General features: G+C 63.0%; 16 protein-coding genes and 1 tRNA gene. 13 read left to right on the forward strand and 4 right to left on the reverse strand.

Translation table 11 applies throughout. The features are described 5' to 3' along the window. From GPA21_RS13195 to GPA21_RS13205, 3 genes are all read right to left on the reverse strand, one after another. A partial coding sequence (locus GPA21_RS13195; RefSeq protein WP_339379904.1) for a biotin/lipoyl-containing protein occupies nt 1-225 on the reverse strand: 225 nt, incomplete at its 3' end. 13 nt (nt 226-238) lie between these two features. Beyond that, nucleotides 239-2920, reverse strand: a complete 2682-nt coding sequence (aceE, locus tag GPA21_RS13200) for a pyruvate dehydrogenase (acetyl-transferring), homodimeric type (RefSeq protein ID WP_168988615.1) — start codon at nt 2918-2920, stop codon at nt 239-241. Between the two features lie 386 nt (nt 2921-3306). Continuing rightward, entirely contained in the window at nt 3307-4494 is a 1188-nt protein-coding gene (locus GPA21_RS13205) for an ABC transporter substrate-binding protein (RefSeq protein ID WP_168988616.1), read from the reverse strand. A 431-nt stretch (nt 4495-4925) separates the two neighbouring features. On the opposite strand from GPA21_RS13205, the gene GPA21_RS13210 reads away from it, so the two are divergent. The 12 genes from GPA21_RS13210 (at nt 4926) to hisN (ending at nt 16044) form a co-directional block, all read left to right on the forward strand. After that, nucleotides 4926-7631: a PAS domain S-box protein gene (locus GPA21_RS13210; protein WP_168988617.1), complete on the forward strand. Its 2706-nt coding sequence runs from the start codon at nt 4926-4928 to the stop codon at nt 7629-7631. Further along, nucleotides 7612-8244, forward strand: coding sequence for a response regulator transcription factor (locus GPA21_RS13215; RefSeq protein ID WP_168988627.1), 633 nt, complete (start codon nt 7612-7614; stop codon nt 8242-8244). The genes GPA21_RS13210 and GPA21_RS13215 overlap by 20 nt, the downstream gene beginning before the upstream one ends. Before the next feature lie 200 nt (nt 8245-8444). Next, complete coding sequence (locus GPA21_RS13220; RefSeq protein WP_168988618.1) at nt 8445-10196, forward strand: potassium/proton antiporter; 1752 nt, start codon at nt 8445-8447, stop codon at nt 10194-10196. Nucleotides 10197-10263: 67 nt separating this feature from the next. Continuing rightward, on the forward strand, nt 10264-11127 hold the full coding sequence (folD, locus tag GPA21_RS13225) for a bifunctional methylenetetrahydrofolate dehydrogenase/methenyltetrahydrofolate cyclohydrolase FolD (RefSeq protein ID WP_168988619.1): 864 nt from the start codon (nt 10264-10266) through the stop codon (nt 11125-11127). A 1-nt stretch (nt 11128) separates the two neighbouring features. Next, nucleotides 11129-11629 (forward strand): 5-(carboxyamino)imidazole ribonucleotide mutase, encoded by a 501-nt coding sequence (gene purE / locus GPA21_RS13230; protein WP_168988620.1) that lies wholly within the window; start codon nt 11129-11131, stop codon nt 11627-11629. A gap of 9 nt (nt 11630-11638) precedes the next feature. Then, nucleotides 11639-12781 carry a 5-(carboxyamino)imidazole ribonucleotide synthase gene (locus tag GPA21_RS13235; protein ID WP_168988621.1) on the forward strand — a complete coding sequence of 381 codons (1143 nt, stop codon included), beginning with the start codon at nt 11639-11641 and terminating at the stop codon, nt 12779-12781. Nucleotides 12782-12787: 6 nt separating this feature from the next. Continuing rightward, a complete protein-coding gene (locus GPA21_RS13240; protein WP_168988622.1) occupies nt 12788-13807 on the forward strand; it encodes an L-threonylcarbamoyladenylate synthase in 1020 nt (339 codons plus the stop codon). A gap of 60 nt (nt 13808-13867) precedes the next feature. Further along, nucleotides 13868-13943, forward strand: a tRNA-Ala gene (locus GPA21_RS13245). 160 nt (nt 13944-14103) lie between these two features. After that, a complete protein-coding gene (locus GPA21_RS13250) occupies nt 14104-14352 on the forward strand; it encodes a hypothetical protein (RefSeq protein ID WP_168988623.1) in 249 nt (82 codons plus the stop codon). 134 nt (nt 14353-14486) lie between these two features. Further along, nucleotides 14487-14699 (forward strand): FitA-like ribbon-helix-helix domain-containing protein, encoded by a 213-nt coding sequence (locus GPA21_RS13255; RefSeq protein ID WP_168988624.1) that lies wholly within the window; start codon nt 14487-14489, stop codon nt 14697-14699. Continuing rightward, nucleotides 14699-15148 carry a type II toxin-antitoxin system VapC family toxin gene (locus tag GPA21_RS13260; protein WP_168988625.1) on the forward strand — a complete coding sequence of 150 codons (450 nt, stop codon included), beginning with the start codon at nt 14699-14701 and terminating at the stop codon, nt 15146-15148. The genes GPA21_RS13255 and GPA21_RS13260 overlap by 1 nt, the downstream gene beginning before the upstream one ends. A 98-nt stretch (nt 15149-15246) precedes the next feature. Further along, the gene (gene hisN / locus GPA21_RS13265) at nt 15247-16044 is read left to right on the forward strand and encodes a histidinol-phosphatase (RefSeq protein WP_168988626.1); all 798 of its coding nucleotides are present in this window, start codon (nt 15247-15249) and stop codon (nt 16042-16044) included. 91 nt (nt 16045-16135) lie between these two features. On the opposite strand, the gene GPA21_RS13270 is transcribed toward hisN, so the two are convergent. Continuing rightward, complete coding sequence (locus tag GPA21_RS13270) at nt 16136-17638, reverse strand: ABC transporter substrate-binding protein (RefSeq protein ID WP_246261955.1); 1503 nt, start codon at nt 17636-17638, stop codon at nt 16136-16138. 71 nt (nt 17639-17709) lie between these two features. Between GPA21_RS13270 and GPA21_RS13275 the strand changes: the two genes are divergently transcribed. Continuing rightward, nucleotides 17710-18265: hypothetical protein (locus tag GPA21_RS13275; protein WP_211163585.1), on the forward strand; the 556-nt coding region annotated here is incomplete at its 3' end.

Genomic DNA, 18265 nt, shown 5'->3' on the forward strand with positions numbered 1-18265 from the left:
GATCAGCAGGCTGCCTTCGGCGACCTTGTCTCCGACCGCAACCAGGATCTCCTTGACCACGCCAGCGTGCGAGGAGGGCGCGTCCATCGTGGCCTTGTCGGACTCCAGTGTGGCGATCGAATCATCGACCGCGATGGTGTCGCCGACCTTAACGAATAGCTCGATCACCGGCACGTCGGAGAAGTCGCCGATGTCCGGAACCTTCACATCAATCAATTGGCTCATCGTCATCTCCTCCTCAAACCGTTACCGGATCGGGCTTGTTGGGGTCGAGCTTGTACTTGACCATGGCAGCGGCGACCTTTTCGCGCGGAATCACGCCGTCGTCAGCCAGCGCCTTGAGCGCGGCCAGCGTGACCCAGTAGCGATCCACCTCGAAGAAGTGGCGCAGCTTCTCGCGGGTGTCCGAACGGCCGAAGCCGTCGGTGCCCAGCGTCACGTAGGTGCGCTTGACGAAGGGGCGGATCTGCTCGGCGAAGAGCTTCATGTAGTCGGTGGCGGCGATAACCGGGCCTTCGGTGCCTTCGAGGCAGGTCTCGACATGCGACTTCTTGGGCGCTTCCATCGGGTGGAGCATGTTCCAGCGCTCGCAGTGCTGGCCGTCGCGGGTCAGTTCGTTGAAGCTCGGGCAGCCCCACAGGTCGGATTCGACGCCCCAGTCGTTCTTGAGCAGCTCGGCGGCGGCGATGACCTCGTTGAAGATCGTGCCCGCGCCGAGCAACTGCACGCGCGGCCCTTTCTTGTCGTCGCCCTTGCGGAAGGCGTACATGCCCTTGAGGATGTCCTTCTCGGCGCCGGCCGGCATCTCGGGATGTTCGTAGTTCTCGTTCATCACCGTGATGTAGTAGTAGATGTCCTCCTGGTCGGCGAACATCCGGCGCATGCCATCCTGCACGATGACCGCGACTTCGTACTGGAAGGTCGGGTCGTAGCTCACGCAGTTGGGGATCATGTTGGCCATGATCTGGCTGTGGCCGTCCTCGTGCTGCAGGCCTTCGCCGTTGAGCGTGGTGCGCCCGGCGGTGCCACCGATCATGAAACCGCGGGTGCGCTGGTCTGCTGCCGCCCAGCACAGGTCCATGGTGCGCTGCAGGCCGAACATCGAGTAGAAGATGTAGAAGGGCACCATCTGCACGCCATGCACGCTGTAGGCAGTGCCGGCAGCGATCCAGTCGCTCATCGCGCCGGCTTCGTTGATGCCCTCCTGCAGTACCTGGCCGGTGGTCGACTCCTTGTAGAACATCAGCTGGTCATGGTCTTCCGGCACGTACTTCTGGCCCTCCTGGCTCCAGATGCCGTACTGGCGGAACATGCCTTCCATGCCGAAGGTGCGGCTCTCGTCCGGCACGATCGGTACGATGTGGCGGCCGATCTGCTTGTCCTTGAGGAGCGTGTTCATGATGCGCACGATGGCCATGGTGGTGGACAGCTCGCGCCCTTCGCCGGAGGCCTTGAGCAGCGCGGCGAAGGCGTCCAGACCCGGCACCGCCAGCGCTCCGGCCTTCTGCCGACGTTGCGGCAGGAAGCCGCCCAGCGCCATGCGGCGTTCCATCATGTACTTGTATTCGGGCGAGCCTTCCTCGAACTTCAGGTAGGGGAGTTCGGCCAGCTTGTCGTCCGGGACCGGCAACCCGAAGCGGTCGCGGAAGCGGCGGATGGCGTCCACGTCCAGCTTCTTTTGCTGGTGGGAGATGTTCATCGCCTCGCCGGCCTGGCCCATGCCGAAGCCCTTGATGGTCTTGGCGAGAATCAGCGTGGGTTGCCCCTTGTGTTCGCTGGCGGCCTTGTAGGCGGCAAAGATCTTGAACAGGTCGTGCCCGCCGCGGTTGAGATTCCAGATCTCCTCGTCGGTCCAGTCGGCCACCAGCTCCTTCAGTTCCGGGGTGTTGAAGAAGTGCTCGCGCACATAGGCGCCGTCCTTGGCCTTGAAGGTCTGGTACTCGCCGTCAACGCATTCCATCATGCGTCTCTTGAGGATGCCCTTCTTGTCACGCGCGAGCAGTGCGTCCCAGTGGGTGCCCCAGATCACTTTTAGGACGTTCCACCCGGCGCCGCGGAATTCGGCTTCCAGCTCCTGGATGATCTTGCCGTTGCCGCGCACCGGACCGTCCAGGCGCTGCAGGTTGCAGTTGATGACGAACACCAGGTTGTCCAGACGCTCACGTGCGGCCATGCCGATGGCGCCTAGCGATTCGACCTCGTCGGTCTCGCCGTCACCGAGGAAAGCCCATACCTTGCGCTGCTCGGCCTTGGCAGCGTCGATCAGGCCGCGGCTGGCCATGTATTTCATGAAGCGGGCCTGATAAATGGCCTGCAGTGGGCCCAGACCCATCGACACTGTGGGGAACTGCCAGAAGTCCGGCATCAGCCACGGGTGGGGATAGGAGGAAATGCCCTTGCCGTCGACTTCCTGACGGTAGTTGTCCATCTGGTCTTCGGTGAGGCGGCCGAGCATGAACGCGCGGGCGTAGACGCCGGGTACCGAGTGCCCCTGGAAGAAGATCAGGTCGCCGCCGGTCTCGTGTTCGAGGCTTTTCCAGAAGTGGGAAACGCCCACGTCGTAAAGCGCAGCGGCGGATGCGAAGGAAGCAATGTGGCCGCCGACGTTGGTGTTCTTGTTGGCACGTACCACCATCGCCATCGCGTTCCAGCGGATATAGGAGTGCAGCTTGATCTCCATGTCCGCGTCGCCCGGGTACTTGGGTTGGCGTTCGACCGGGATGGTGTTGATGTACTGGGTGGTGGCCGAGTAGGGCAGGTCAATGCCGTCTTCACGGGCCGACTCGATCAGCTTCTCGATGAGGTAGTGGGCACGTTCCGGGCCTTCGTTCTCGATGACGCCATCGAGCGCCTCCAGCCATTCGCTGGTTTCCTGGGCGTCCGGGTCGGAATTCAGGGGTGCGTTTTGCTTACCGGTCATGGCATGTCTCCTCATGACTGTTCGTTGGCGAACCCGCCTGGTGGGGCGGCGCGTTGATGACTCGCGTAGGCACGATTCTGCCGTACCAGCGACGACATTTCGGAATATAAAACGATATTTCAACTAGTGCAATAGAAGTTGTCCAATGCTTGGGGTATTTCAGCCTCCTGGCGCGTGCGATTGCCCGTCAGAGCCGACATGCCGAGCACCTGCGTCAACGCTCGGCGCGCAGCGTGTCCGTGGCGCGATAGAGGCGCTATCAGGTGGATACAGGGGGAAGAGGCCGCTCGGTATCGGCGGTCGGGAAGAAAAAAGCCGGTCGGGAAACGAGTGAGGGAGGGAGAGTTTTCCCGACCGGACATGAAGACAGGTTGAGCGCCGCCGGTTCATTGGCCGGAAGCCCTCTGGCGATCATCCTCGTAGGCGAAGACGATGCGCCCGTTGCGCACCTCGCCCATGAAGATGTCGTGAGTGCGCGTAATCGACTCGCGGTTTGCGCGCGAAAATGGGCGTTCATAAGTCATCACAACGCCCTCGATCGTCTGCTCGAGAGACTCGAGCGCCTCGCGAATGCGATCGCCTTCAGTGCTGCCCGCCTGTTCGATCGCCGCAGCGAGAATCAGCATCGAATCATAACCCTGTGCAGCCGCGGGGGGAACCGGTATGCGAACACTGCCGGTGCGCTGACGCCACGCGTCAAGAAAGGTGGCACGCTTCTCGGTGGTGGGTTCCGCGATGAAGGTCTGGGGCATACGCGTTCCCTCCGCGTTCGGGCCGGCGGCGTCGACGAAATTGGACATTGCCAGCGTCCAGCTGCCAATGATGGGCACAGGCCAACCCATGCGCGCGCGGGTATTGGCAATCTGGGCGAGCTCCGGACCGATGCCGTAGGTCAGGATGGCTTGTGCGCCAGCATCTCGAGCGCGGCGGATCATTGGCGTCATATCGGCCTGGCGAAGCTGAAAGCGCTCGATTGCGACCGGTTCGATACCGCGTGCCGCCAGCGCTTTTTCAAGATCTTCGCGTCCGAGCTGCCCGTAGTTGGTCGCATCGTGGAAGATTGCCACCCGATCGAAGCCCCGTCTGTCGATCGCCTCGAAAACAATCATCGCCGCCTGCAAGGTGTCGTTTGCCGACACACGGAACACGAAGTTGTCGGGATGTTCGGGGGGGATGAACTGGCGGGTGACGAGCGTGCCTGTTGCCACCGAAGTGATCACCGGGATGCGTGCACGCTGGTAGTGGCGCTGACTGGCGAGGGCGACACCGGTGTTTACAATGCCGAGGCCGGCGACGATGCCTTCGGCTTCGATCAGCTCCTGCACGACCTGAGCGCCTCTTTCGTTGCGCGCCTCGTCGTCGCGCTCGATCAGCTCGATCGGGCGACCCAGGGCGCCGCCGGCCGCATTGACCTGGTCTGCGGCGATACGGATGCCCTCGCGCATCGACAGCCCCATCGGGCTCGATCCGCCGGTGAACGGGCCGGTGACGCCGATGCGGATCGGGTCCGGAGCCTGAGCGACTGAGGCGCCTGCGAACAGCCACAGGCCCACGGCGAGGATGAAGCGAAGCATGCACATTCTTCTTTTCAATCGCGCCCGCGCCTGAGATGCCGGTGGTCAGGCGTGCGCGTCCCTGTCTGCAAATCCGTGTCGTCACGGCACCAGAGCGGTTGCCTGGTCGCGGTGACGTCGGGCGTCATGTCAATGCGTCAATGTAGGCGCTGCAGCGTTTGCGCATAATTGCCGAAAACCCCAAGCGCAACAGCGTGGGTCGCGGGCAGTGCGTGGTAAGGGAAACACCCGATTATCCGCAGCGGTGCGCTCTGCGATGATCTGGGGATAAGCGGCCGGGCAACTGCCGCATCACGGCTGGGGCGGCGTCGGTTTGTCCGGCGTGCGGTTCGCATCCGGCCAACCTGACGGAATCTCGAACATGCTCAACCATTGGCCTGCGCGTTATTACGCCCAAGCATCCGGTCACCGCGGGGCGGTGGAGGTTTGCGATGCCTGAGCAACGTCGCCAGGCCAATCTTGCGCGCTGGTACTGGACTGCACCGTATGTGGCGGTGGGAGTGTTCGCGCTCACGATGCTTGCACTTGTCTGGCTGTTGCAGGCGCGTGAAGCCGAAACGCAGCGCAATGCAGTTGCACGCGATGTGCAATGGGCGGAGCAGACCATTCGTCTGCACATGCTCGGCACCGAAGAGTTCCTGCAACAGCTTGCGCGCGACATAGGTGCGGACGCACTGGATTCGGACGGTTTCCAGTTGCGTGCCAACCAGCACATCGCGAACAACCCCGAGCTGATCAACGTGGTCTGGGTCGATCCGGATCAGGCCGTCCGCTGGAGCGCTCCGTTCGACACCACGGAGTGGCTTTCGGGCGACACCCTGTCCGGGCTCCAGACTCAGCCTTTCTTCCGTGCTCGCGAACTCGGACGGCCAAGCTATGGCGAGGCTTACGTGAATACGCGCGACAAGATGGTGCTGGAGGTGTACGTGCCGGTCAGGCATGGGCGCGAATTTCTCGGCGCCCTGGTTGCCGTCTATTCCATTGACCGGATGGTGCGCCATCTGGTGCCAAGCTGGTTTGCCGAGAAGTATCGTTTGTCGCTGGTCAGCGCCAAGGGCGAGATTCTGGCGGTCAACTCCAGTGTCATGGACCTCGATGAGAGCATCTCATTCGCGATTCCGCTGGATCCGCCCGGCAATGGGCTGATGATGCGCGCCACCGCATTCCGCACAGATGGACAGCTGCCTGAAGCGTTGCCGATCGCGATGATCGTCGGTCTGTCGATCATCATCCTGTGGAGCCTGTGGTTGCTGCGTACCCACGTCAGACGGCGGGTTCAGGTGGAGAAGGAGCGTGATCGACTGTTCAATCTGTCGCTCGATCTGTTGTGCATCGTCGGGCTCGACGGTCATTTCCGGCGCTGCAATCCGGCCTTCGAGCGGATTCTCGGCCATTCTCCGCAGCAGCTTCCCGGGCGGGCCTTGCTCGACATCGTGCATAGCGACGATATATCCGACACCCTGGTGCAGATGCGCCGGCTCTCGCTGGGCGAGCCGGTGAATTTCGAGAATCGCTGCCGCTGCGGCGATGGCACCTTCAAGTGGCTGGCCTGGAGCATCAATCCGGTGCTCGACGAAGGTCTGGTCTATGCCGTTGCCCATGACATCACCGGCCGCAAGGCAGGGGAGGATGCCTTGCGGGCCGAGTCAGCCTTTCGGAAGGCAATGGAGGAGTCGGTCATCACCGGTATGCGGGCGATCGACCTCTCGGGGCGGATCATCTACGTCAATTCCGCGTTCTGCAGGCTGGTCGGTTTCAGTCAGGAAGAACTGGTCGGTGCCGAGCCGCCGTTTCCCTACTGGCCTGAGGAAGATCTGGAAATCTGCCAGAAGAACCTCGACGTGACCTTGTCGGGTCAGGCCCCTGCAAGTGGTTTCGAGATGCGTATCCGGCGGCGCGATGGGGCGCGGCTGGATGCGCGTTTCTATCTTTCGCCCTTGATCGATCTGACAGGCAAGCAGACGGGCTGGATGGCCTCGGTTACCGACATTACGGAACCCAAGCGGGTGAGGGAAGCCCTCGAGGAAGCCCAGCAGCGCCTGGAAGCCGTGCTCGACGGGCTAGAGGCCGCGGTATTTGTGGCCGATGTGCGCTCCGACGAAATACTGTTTGCCAATCGTGCATTCAAGAAGATCTTCGGTTTCGATGCAGTGGGTCGCACGGTACGCGGGGTGGCAGTGCCGCAACCCGATGGGGGCGACTATCTGGCGAATCTGCGCGCACTGGATGTGAACGATTTGCCGGTCGAGTTGTTCGACGGTGAGGTTCAAAATCCGCTCTCCGGTCGCTGGTATCACGTGCGTGAGCGCGCCACGAGCTGGGTGGACGCGCGTGTGGTGCGTATGGGAATCGCCACCGACATCACCGATCGCAAGCAGATCGCTGAATCGTCCCAACAACAAGCCGAACGTCTGCAGCACACCTCGCGCCTGATCACCATGGGCGAGATGGCCTCGACCCTGGCGCACGAACTCAACCAACCTTTGTCGGCCATCGCCAACTACTGCATGGGCTGTGTAACCCGCATTCAATCGGGCAGGTTCAAGGAAGAGGATCTTCTCTCCGCGATGCAGAAGGCGAGCTTCCAGGCCGAACGGGCGGGCAAGATCATCCGCAGGGTGCGTGAGTTCGTGAAAAAGAGCGAGCCCCGGCGTGGCGCGGTCAGACTTGAAGAGGTGCTTGACGACGCAATCGGTTTCGCCGCGATCGACGTTCGTCGTCTGGGCGGGCGGATCGAACTCGACATCGCCGCAGATCTGCCGATGGTCCATGCCGACAGGATCATGGTCGAACAGGTGGTGATCAATCTCGTAAAGAATGGTCTCGATGCCATGTCGGCGTTGCCGCGCAACGAAAGAGTGCTGACCGTGCGTGTGCGCCTGCAGAGCGCGCGCCTTGTCGAGGTGTCGGTCATCGACCGTGGCCATGGCATCAGCGAGGAGGAGGTGGGTCAGCTCTTCACCCCCTTCTATTCGACCAAGGCCGAGGGCATGGGCATGGGTTTGAACATCTGCAGATCCATCATCGAGTTCCATGAAGGCCGGTTGACTGTGGCGCCGAACCCCGATGGCGGTACCATCTTCACGTTTACGCTGCCAACGGAGGTCGCCAGTGAGCATGTCGCAAGAAGAGCCTGATCAGTGTGTGTATCTCGTCGATGACGACGAGGCCTTGCGTGATTCGCTGGTCTGGCTGCTCGAGTCGAGTGGCTACAAGGTTTGCGCGTACGAGTCCGCAGAAGCGTTTCTCGAGGTGTTCGATCTCGAGATGAGTGGCTGTCTGGTCCTCGATGTGCGCATGCCAGGCATGAGCGGACTTGAACTGTTCGAGGTCTTGCGCGAGCGTCATTGCCCGCTGCCGGTAGTCTTCATCACCGGTCATGGCGATGTGCCAATGGCGGTCAAGGCGGTCAAGCGGGGTGCGATGGACTACATCGAGAAGCCATTCGGCGATCGCGACATACGCGGCCTCATCGAGGACAGCCTCGCGCGCGACCGTCAGGAGCGCGAGCGGCGGCTGCAGGAGGGGGAAACCGCGCGCCGCCTCTCCGAGCTCACCCAGCGCGAGCGCGAGGTGCTGGATCTCATCATCGCCGGCAAGCTCAACAAGCAGATTGCCGACATGCTCGGCATCAGCATCAAAACCGTGGAAGTGCACAGAGCGCGAGTCATGGAGAAGATGGGAGCCAATTCGCTGGCGGAGCTTGTGCAGAGCGTGATTGCGGGGGATCCGGCGGCTATGCGCATGTGAGGTGTCATCGGGCGGGACTCGTTAACACGCGCTTACGCCCCGGGAAACCGCGTCAGGGGGCGCTTCTGGTATCTTGAGCGGCGTCTCAACTCAGGCACGACGGCAAGCGGTATTCATTTCCAGCCCGTGTCTGAACTGACAATGGTGCGGCTTGCCGCGTTGTGTGCTCTGGAAAGCGCCTGCAGGGCGCACGGTTTCTCATGTCTTTCATCAACGGTGTGCTGCTGCTCGGAGGGGTTCTGCTTTTCGTCAGCGTGCTGGCAAGCACTCTGACGGCCCGGCTCGGCCTGCCTTTGCTGTTGCTGTTTCTCGTCGTTGGCATGTTGGCCGGCGAGGAAGGCGTGGGCGGCATCGTGTTCCACGACTTCTCCACCACGATGCTCGTCGCGCAACTCGCGCTCGCGGTCATCCTGCTGGACGGTGGCCTGCGCACTCGTGCCTCGACCCTGCGCGTAGCGTTCAAGCCGGCGGCGACACTGGCCACGCTGGGTGTGGTCGCCACTGCCCTGGTACTCGGCGTGTTCGCCACCTGGCTGTTCGGGGTCGACTGGCGGATCGGATTGCTCCTGGCGGCAATCGTAGGCTCGACCGACGCCGCTGCGGTGTTCTCGCTGCTGCGTAACAGCGGGGTGCGCCTGAACGATCGCGTCAAATCGACTCTCGAGATCGAGTCGGGCGCCAACGATCCGATGGCCATCCTGATGGTCACGGTGATGGTGCAAATGATCATGAACCCCGGCGAACGAGATGGCTGGGCCTACGGCGTGATGTTGCTGCAGCAACTAGCGTTCGGCGCCCTGACGGGCCTGCTGGGGGGCTGGATTCTGGCGGCTCTCCTCGCACGGCTGAGGCTGGCCGAGGGGCTTTACGCATTGCTGATCGTTTCCGGCGGGTTGATGGTGTTCGCCGCGACCAACATGATCGGTGGCAGCGGCTTCCTGGCGATCTATCTTGCCGGGCTGATGATCGGCAACCGGCGCTGTCACGCCACCGAGCATGTGCTGCGGGTCATGGATGGCCTGGCGTGGCTTTCGCAGGCAGGCATGTTCCTCGCACTCGGATTGCTGGTCACGCCGTCGCACGTCTTCGATCATGCGCCTCGTGCTCTGGCAATGGCATTCTTCCTGATGCTGGTCGCCCGTCCGGCCGCAGTGTGGCTGTGTCTGCTCAAGCAGCGTTTCGCACCGAACGAGGTCGCCTATATCTCCTGGGTGGGTCTGCGAGGCGCGGTGCCTATCGTGTTGGCGATCTACCCGTTGATGATGGGGGTGCCGCATTCGTTGCTGCTGTTCGAGGTGGCCTTCGCGGTCGTGATCGTTTCTCTGCTGGTGCAAGGCTCAACCGTGCCGGTGGCCGCGCGCCTGCTCAAAGTCGTCGTGCCGCCTCGTAACGAGCCGGTCGATAGGGTCGAGGTCTGGGTCGGAAGAAACGAAACCCTCGATCTGATGGAGTATCGGGTCGGCCACCTTTCGCGCGCCGAGGGTATGCAGCCGGACAGCTTCGTCGAGCGCGAGGCCGGACCGGAGGCCCGGTGCGCCGCAGTGCTGCGTCATGGCAAGGCTGTGCCTCTCAACCGCGCGACCCGAATGCGCGAAGGCGATGCGGTGTGGCTGATCGCGCCGGACGAAATGGCCGAGCGTCTGGCCGAGGCTTTCGCCCCCGGACGCGAGAACGAGCTGTCCGCCAACGCCGGCTTTTTCGGCGAGTTCACCGTGGCCGCCGACTGCCCGGCCGGCGACCTTGCAACCGCCTACGGGTTGGCGCTCGAAGATGGCGAAGCCGCGTTGCCGTTGGCCTCGCTCCTCATCCGCCGACTCGGGCGCCACGCGGTGGAGGGCGATCGGGTGAGCATCGGCGCATTCGAGCTCACCGTGCGTCACCTCAATAGCCGTGGCGAGATCGATAAGATCGGCCTCAAGTGTCCGACCGCACTGCCAATGCTCAGACTCTGACCAACACACTGCATTGCTGCGGCGCGGTATGCGGTAAAATGCCGGATTTTTCCGAGGGGTTTTCAGGATGACCGCACGGACCATCGACGGCAACGCGCTTGCCGCCCGCGTCAGGGAAGATATAGCCGCCCGCGCCGAGGAGCTTGCAGCCCGTGGCGAGCAGCCTTGTCTGGCCGTTATTCTGGTCGGCAGCGACCCGGCCTCCGCCGTCTATGTGCGCAACAAGGTGGCGGCTTGCGAGAAGGCGGGCGTCTTCGATTACCCAGCCGACGCTGACCCGCAGGTCGTCATGGACCGGTTGGCCGAACTCAACGGCGACACTTCGGTGCACGGCATTCTCGTGCAACTGCCGCTGCCGCCGCAGTTCGACGAATCCGAAGTGCTCGAGGCAATCAGCGTCGAGAAGGATGTGGACGGTTTCCATGCCGAGAGCGTCGGCCGCTTGTCCCAAGGGCAACAGGGCTTCATACCCTGCACGCCGCACGGCGTCATGAAGATGTTCGAATCGGAGAACGTTCCGCTTTCAGGGGCTGAGGCGGTCGTCATCGGGCGCTCCAACATCGTTGGCAAGCCAATGGCCATGCTGCTCACCAATGCTGGTGCTACGGTCACCGTGTGTCACTCGCGCACCCGTGATCTGACCTTTCACACCAAGCGCGCGGACATCCTGGTGGCCGCTGTCGGCAAGCCGCGTTTCGTCACAGGCGACATGATCAAGCCCGGTGCGGTGGTCATCGACGTTGGCATCAACCGCCTTACGGAAGGTGAGGAAGCCGGCAAGCTTTGCGGCGACGTGGATTTCGCCTCGGCGAGCGAGGTGGCGTCGCTGATCACGCCGGTACCCGGTGGCGTTGGCCCGATGACCATCACGATGCTGCTGGAAAATACGGTGATCTCCGCCGAACGTGCCGCCAATCGCAAGGGACGCTGATATGAGCACGAACAAGCAGGGCGCGCCGCTGGTCGGCATCATCATGGGGTCCAACTCCGACTGGCCCACGATGAAGGCCGCGGCGACCTTTCTCGAGGAGTTCGGCATTCCGTTCGAGGCGCGCGTGGTCTCCGCTCATCGCACGCCCGACCTGATGTTCGAATACGCCGAAACGGCGCGCGGACGCGGTCTCAAGGCGATCATCGCCGGCGCCGGCGGCGCTGCTCACCTGCCGGGCATGGTCGCCGCCAAAACGACGCTGCCGGTGCTCGGCGTGCCGGTGCAGTCGCGTGCGCTCTCCGGTCAGGATTCACTGCTGTCCATCGTGCAGATGCCCAAGGGCGTGCCAGTGGCTACCTTTGCCATCGGTGAAGCCGGTGCAGCCAACGCCGCCTTGTTCGCGGTGTCGCTGCTCGCCAACGAGGACGCTGCGCTCGCCGCCAGACTCGACGATTTCCGTGCCCGCCAGACACAATCCGTGCTGGCCATGACCCTCGACTGAGATCTCCACATGATTCTCCCGCCCGCCACCCTCGGCATGCTTGGCGGCGGCCAGCTCGGCCGCTTCTTTGTGTCGGCTGCGCACGAAATGGGCTACAAGGTCTGGGTGCTCGATCCGGATGCCAACAGCCCGGCCGGACTCATCGCGGATCGCCATCTGGTTGCGGCCTATGATGATTTCACCGCGCTGGATGAAATGGCGGCCAGTTGCGCCGCGGTGACCACCGAGTTTGAAAACGTACCCGCTGGCACTCTCGACTATCTCGCCAAGTTCGTCACCGTGCATCCGTCTGCGGCAGCGGTGTCGGTGTGTCAGAACCGCATCGCCGAAAAGCGCTTCCTCGCGGACAACGGTATCGCCCACGGGCCATTCGCAGCCATCGAGTGCGAAGACGACATCCGGGCGACCGACGACGGCCTCTATCCCGCGGTGCTCAAGGTTGCGCGTTTCGGCTACGACGGCAAGGGGCAGGCAAGGGTGGCCAGCCGCGACGAAGCCTTGCATGCGTTCCATCAGTTTCACAACGAAGCCTGTGTGCTCGAGAAGCTGCTGACGCTCGACTTTGAAGTCTCGGTGGTACTCGCGCGTGACGAGCAGGGAGCTGTACGTTGTTTCCCGCCGGGCGAAAACCGGCACCGCAACGGCATTCTCGACGTCACGATAGCCCCGGCGCGGGCAAGCTCGGCGCAGCGTGACCTTGCACAGACAATGGCTTGCCGCATTGCCGAAGCGCTGAGCTATGTCGGCACCCTCGGTGTCGAATTCTTCGTCAGCCGTGGCGAGCTCCTGGTCAATGAAATGGCGCCGCGCCCGCACAACAGTGGGCACCACACCATCGATGCCTGTGTCACCAGCCAGTACGAGCAACAGGTGCGTGCGCTTTGCGGTCTGCCCCTGGGCGAACCGCGTCAGCATTCGCCCGCGGTCATGGTGAATCTGCTTGGTGACATCTGGCACGGCGAGGATCGCCGGCACGAGCCGGACTGGTCGACGCTGCACGCGGTGCCGGGTCTGCGCTTGCATCTTTACGGCAAGCACCAGGCGCGTGCCGGCCGAAAGATGGGGCACTTCGTTGTCATCGGTGAGCAGGCTCCCGAGGTGCTCGAGCGCGCAATGGCCGCGCGCGCGGCCATCGGAATTCGTGACGAGTAAGCGCCCATGGCCATCGTTGCCCCTGGTCCCGAGGCTATCGAGAAGGCCGTCGGCCTGCTCCGGCGGGGCGAGCTGGTCGCGCTGCCTACCGAAACGGTGTACGGACTGGGTGCCGACGCGCTGAACCCGGAGGCAGTCGCGCGTATCTTCGCGGCCAAGGGACGCCCGGCCGACCATCCGCTGATCGTTCACCTGCCGGATGCAGAGCATCTCACCCGTTGGGCCTCGCGCGTGCCGCGCGAGGCGATTGCACTCGCCCGAGCCTTCTGGCCTGGCCCGCTGACCTTGATTCTGCCGCGCGACCCAATGGTGCCGGATGCCGTCACCGGTGGGCAGGACACCGTTGGCCTGCGCGTCCCCGGTCATCCGGTCGCACTCGCACTGCTCAAGGCCTTCGACTCCGGCATTGCCGCCCCCAGCGCCAACCGTTTCGGCCGCATCAGCCCGACCACCGCGCAGCATGTGGAGGAGGAGCTCGGAGATCGGGTGGCGATGATCCTCGATGGTGGCGCCTGCGACGTCGGTATTGAATCCACCATCCTCGATCTCTCCGGGAACATACCGCGCATACTTCGCCCCGGCGCGATTTCCGCCGAGCGGATCGCCGCCGTCATTGGCCGCATGCCGGAGCAAGTGACGAAGGTCTCAGCCGCATCCGGCGGCACTACCCCTCGAGTTTCCGGCTCACTTGCCGCACATTACGCTCCCACCACTGCGCTTGTTCTTGTCGAGCACGCGGAGCTGGACGCGGAGATCCGTCGTCGAGCCGCAAATGCCGAGCGCATCGCGGTCTATGCGCGCCACGCTGATAACGCCGGCGTGTCGGTCCACATTTGGCTTCGTGCGCCCGATACGGCGGAAGCCTACGCGCATGATCTCTACGCAGCGCTTCGCGCGCTCGACGCCAGCGGCGCCGACATGATTCTGCTCGAAACGCCTCCCGCCGATCCTGAGTGGTCCGCCATCCATGACCGCCTCGGCCGCGCCGCCGTCGGTTCGGGCACGGGCACGGGCACCGCCACCTGAAACCCGGCTTGGTCAGGGTTTCAAAAGCCGGAATCCTTGGTCTATAATCTCGCCCTTGATGGGCCGATAGCTCAGCTGGGAGAGCGCTGCGTTCGCAATGCAGAGGTCGGGAGTTCGATCCTCCTTCGGTCCACCACGAATTCGATGTAGAAACAGCGCATTACTGTGCCGTTAAGCATAAAGTGGCCACCAGGCCAGGTTATGCTTTATTTCCCGACAGGCCGGATTTTGGTTTTCTGGGTTGTGCATAGCAGGCTTCAAGGCTTTGCTTTCCGCGCGCGCTAGCAGCGATAGAAATGAAGGTTGAAAAAAACGGGACCAAGGGTCCCGTTTTGGTTTTTGGCGCCAGTTTTTTCTTGATCAGTTGCGCCGAGAGCTGCCGTTCGCTGAAAGGTTGGATAAGCCCCGACAACCGTCCTGGTAAATCCGTATTGCGCCATCCCGGCGGGGTTCCCATCCGTGCTGAGCGTCGCGCCATTGAGCGGGACCTGAGTTCGCTCAAGCGCATGCCGGTCGCCAAGGTGGGCATGAGCTACAACTGGTAAGCAAACCACGCCAGCCCCGACGTGTCGCGTGTGCAAGTGATTGCAGCGTCCTGACGAGCCTGTGGTGTCGAAAATGATTGCAATGATTGCGACGTTGGCTACAATGCAAGCATTGCAATCGTCAGGAGAGCGTGATGGCGACTAATCTTGTCGTTCGTAACATCGAGCCTTCGGTCGCGCAGGCTTTGAAAGAAGCTGCGGCGCGGCACGGTCGAAGCGCAGAGGCGGAACATCGGGAAATCCTGCGGGCAGCGCTTGCCCAACCTGCGCGGCGGACCTTCAAAGACGTTCTGGCCAGCATGCCGGACGTGGGTACCGATGAAGACTTCAACCTCAGGCAGGGCTGATGCACCTGCTCGACACCAATATCATCAGCGAGCTGCGAAAAGGTGGGCGCGCCAATCCGGGCGTGACCGCCTTTTTCTCCACCCTGGTCGCGGAGGACATCTATCTGTCGGTCCAGACAATCGGGGAGATTCGCCGGGGCCTTGAGATCATCCGTAACCGCGGTGACCGCGAGCAGGCCGCGCGACTCGAAGCCTGGCTGGATATGGTGGTCGCTGATTATGCGGATCGGATTCTGGGTTTTGACCTTGAATGCGCTCAGCTCTGGGGCCGACTGATGTCACCGAGTCCCCAGCATCCTATCGATAAGCAGATTGCCGCCATCGCCCTCATCTACGACCTAACCGTGGTTACGCGCAACACGGAAGACTTCAAGTCGACCGGGGTGCGGAGCATCAATCCGTTTAGCCCGCCCGGTGCGGCAGCATTGGGGCGGCCGCGGAAGTGTTGAGCCCGGTGCCGGGCCGGCGCTGTGGGATGATGAGGCTCGCCGCCGCAGTCCGCGAACGCAGGCCAGGATTTGCTCCTCGATACCCTGAAGGAATCACGATGTCCCTCTCCAAAGAACAGCTCGCGGAATATCTCGCGTTCGCCGAAGAACTGGCTGATGCGTCGGCCGAGGTCATCCGTCCCTACTTCCGTGCTCCGCTCGATGTGACTGACAAGGGAGGGCGGGTGTTCGACCCGGTGACGGTTGCCGATCAGGCGGGTGAACGTGTGATGCGCGACCTGATTCAGGCTCGCTATCCGACGCACGGTGTTCTTGGAGAGGAAGACGGAACGGTGAGCGGTAGCAGTCCGCTGACCTGGGTGCTCGATCCGATCGACGGCACGCGTGCGTTCATCACGGGCTTGCCGCTGTGGGGCACGCTGATCGCGCTCAACGATGGCGAGCGACCGGTCCTCGGGGTCATGAACCAGCCATTCACCGGCGAGCGTTATACTGGCACGGGCTCGGGAGCGTGGCGCAACGGGGTGCGACTGAAGACCCGGGCTTGCGACGGGCTGACCTCGGCCGTGGTGATGTGCACCACCCCCGAGATGTTCCCGACGCCCGCACAGCGTGCAGCATTCGATTCGGTCGCCGCTCAGGCGCGGCTGACGCGCTTTGGTGGCGATTGCTACGCCTACTGCATGCTGGCGTCGGGCTTTGTCGACGCGATTGTCGAAGCCAGCCTCCAAGCGTATGACATTCAGGCGCTCATCCCGATCATCGAGGGCGCAGGTGGGGTCGTCAGCGCCTGGGATGGCGGATCCGCCCAGCAGGGTGGCGCCGTGATCGCATGCGGCGATCGACGGCTGCATGAGCAATTGGTCGAGGCGCTTAAGCACGCGGCCGAGGGGTAGGAAGCCGTGCCAGCCAGCCATCACCCTGGTTGTGCCGGCATGCTCGGCCGAGCACGGCTGCCAACGCAGAAACGGTGGCGGTGACTGGCCCTTAGCGCCACCTCAGTGCGGCGAGGTCGTGCACGTAGATGGGGTAATTCACCCAAAGGCCTTCCAGGCCCTTGCGGGCTACCGTGCAGATCTGGGGTGCGTAGAGCCAGGCGTTGACGGCGTCGTCGGCCAGCGTGCGCTGTATGTCGGCGAGGAGGCGGTTGCGCTGACGCGGGTTGTCGGCGTTGCGGTGGGCGTCGATCAGGTCCCGGAACTCCTCGTTGTCGTAACCGAAGTAGTAGGCGGGGTCGGCGTAGATGTCGTAATCGAGCGGTTCGACGTGGTTGATCAAGGTGAGCTGGAAGTTTCCCTTGAATGCACCCCCAAGCCATTCGGTCCAGTTGACGTGTTCGAGTTCGATGTCGATGCCGACATCGGCCAGTTGGCGAGCGACAAGCTGGCCACCATCGAGGGCGTAGGGCGTGGGGGGAAGGGTCAGTGTCAGTTTGAGATTGTCGTTGAAACCGGCTTCGCTCAGCAGTGAGCGGGCGCGTTCGGGGTCGAACGGGTAGCGGTCGGCCAGGTGCAGGTACCCGGATTCGGTGGGCGAGAAATGGCTGCCGATGGGGGTGCCCAGGCCCTGCAGCACCTGCTGGATGATGGCCGCGCGGTCGATTGCGTGATTGAGTGCACGGCGAACGCGGATGTCGTCGAGCGGCGGTTCGCGATTGTTGATCGCAACCAGCCCCTTGCTGCTCGAGTTGCCGATCAGCACTTGATAGCGATCGTTCAGTCGATTGCTCAGAACCGCACGTGTCGCGAGGTTGAAGAAGACGTCTACATCCGGCGGCAGAGGACTGTCGTCGATGAAGGAGTTGATGAAACGGAAGGTGGCCTGGCGCAACTCCACTGAATCGGCGTCGCGGTACCCGGCCCACCTGCTGAGCGTGATCGAATGGCCACGGTTCCAGTTCTGGAGGCGGAATGGACCGGTACCGATGGGTTGGGTGCCTGCCTGATCGGCGCTCGCCGGATGGAGGATCACCGCCGGACTTTCGCCAAGACGGTAGAGCAGGTGCGGGTCGGGATGGCGCAGGTGCAGCACCACGGTGCGCGCATCCGGTGTGTCGATGCGCTCGATATTGTCGAACAGCCGGGCTTTGGACTTGTTGCCCGAGTCGGGCGCCTGAGCGCGTTCGAAAGAGAACTTGACCGCGCTTGCCTCGAGCGGCTGTCCGTCGTGGAATCGCACGTCCGGGCGCAGGCGGAAGGTGTAGCTGAGGCCGTCGGCCGACGCCTCCCAGGACTCGGCGAGCATCGGAGATGTGTTGCCGTTTTCCTCGATCCGGATCAGTCCTTCGAAGATGTTGTAGTGCACGACCTCGCCGATTGCGGCGGCGGGCGCACTGGTTGGATCCAGGGTGTTGGGTTCCAGGGTGATGGCGAACACCACCTCGTCCCTCGCGATGGCCTCAAACGGTGCGCCCGCGAGAACTATTAGGCACATTGTCAGCAGGCCGTATGCGATCATCCGGCAACTGTGGGACCAGGCCTTGCCGACCATGTGAAGCTCCTTTTCGCGACTCGATGCGGGGTGGTCTCCATTAAATCATCTTCCCTTTCCCGGTGTTACGTTTGCCCGACCTGTTTCGCTCGCTTGCTGCCATATTTCACACCCGCCGCACGTTAATCGTGGGGGGGCTGGCCTTGCTGGTCGCGTTCATGATCGGGTTGATCGGATGGCTGCATGGGGTATACGTCGAACGCGAGCATCGTCACCGACATCAGGCCGAGCGGGAACTCCAGTCGATCAATCAGTTGCAGTTGCGCGCCGTGCTGTCGTGGCGCGAGCGGTCGTTGCGCGACGCGCGGATGCTGACCGAAGACGAGTTGCTGGCAGGCGCGGTCGGGCGCTGGCTGTCTCGGGGAGATGTCGCAGCGCGCGAACAGGTACGAGACAGGTTGCGGGCGCTCAAGGAGCTTGGCCGCTACAGCGAGGTGCTCCTACTCGGGCCAGAAGGCGAGACCTTGCTGATGCCGCAGGAAGGTCCCGGGGCCTACGGTTCCCAGACGCTGCCGCCGCGGGAGCAGGGCGCGATGGCGCGCGCGCTGGCCAGTGCCGATGCAGTGATGGGCGAACCCGCTCTGACGGCAGGGTTCGCGTTTCCGGTCGCGGGTGTATTTGCACCCC

It is taken from the genome of Azoarcus taiwanensis (assembly GCF_012910885.1).
In the GTDB taxonomy this organism is placed as follows: domain Bacteria; phylum Pseudomonadota; class Gammaproteobacteria; order Burkholderiales; family Rhodocyclaceae; genus Azoarcus_F; species Azoarcus_F taiwanensis.

Bases quoted from the DNA above. Each gene is read 5' to 3' on its own strand.
- GPA21_RS13215 (WP_168988627.1), top strand. From the start codon at position 7,612: ATGTCGCAAGAAGAGCCTGATCAGTGTGTGTATCTCGTCGATGACGAC.
- GPA21_RS13205 (WP_168988616.1), bottom strand. From the start codon at position 4,494: ATGCTTCGCTTCATCCTCGCCGTGGGCCTGTGGCTGTTCGCAGGCGCC.
- GPA21_RS13210 (WP_168988617.1), top strand. From the start codon at position 4,926: ATGCCTGAGCAACGTCGCCAGGCCAATCTTGCGCGCTGGTACTGGACT.
- GPA21_RS13250 (WP_168988623.1), top strand. From the start codon at position 14,104: ATGAAGGTTGAAAAAAACGGGACCAAGGGTCCCGTTTTGGTTTTTGGC.
- GPA21_RS13260 (WP_168988625.1), top strand. From the start codon at position 14,699: ATGCACCTGCTCGACACCAATATCATCAGCGAGCTGCGAAAAGGTGGG.
- aceE (WP_168988615.1), bottom strand. From the start codon at position 2,920: ATGACCGGTAAGCAAAACGCACCCCTGAATTCCGACCCGGACGCCCAG.
- GPA21_RS13255 (WP_168988624.1), top strand. From the start codon at position 14,487: ATGGCGACTAATCTTGTCGTTCGTAACATCGAGCCTTCGGTCGCGCAG.
- GPA21_RS13235 (WP_168988621.1), top strand. From the start codon at position 11,639: ATGATTCTCCCGCCCGCCACCCTCGGCATGCTTGGCGGCGGCCAGCTC.
- purE (WP_168988620.1), top strand. From the start codon at position 11,129: ATGAGCACGAACAAGCAGGGCGCGCCGCTGGTCGGCATCATCATGGGG.
- GPA21_RS13220 (WP_168988618.1), top strand. From the start codon at position 8,445: ATGTCTTTCATCAACGGTGTGCTGCTGCTCGGAGGGGTTCTGCTTTTC.
- GPA21_RS13240 (WP_168988622.1), top strand. From the start codon at position 12,788: ATGGCCATCGTTGCCCCTGGTCCCGAGGCTATCGAGAAGGCCGTCGGC.
- hisN (WP_168988626.1), top strand. From the start codon at position 15,247: ATGTCCCTCTCCAAAGAACAGCTCGCGGAATATCTCGCGTTCGCCGAA.
- GPA21_RS13270 (WP_246261955.1), bottom strand. From the start codon at position 17,638: ATGGTCGGCAAGGCCTGGTCCCACAGTTGCCGGATGATCGCATACGGC.
- folD (WP_168988619.1), top strand. From the start codon at position 10,264: ATGACCGCACGGACCATCGACGGCAACGCGCTTGCCGCCCGCGTCAGG.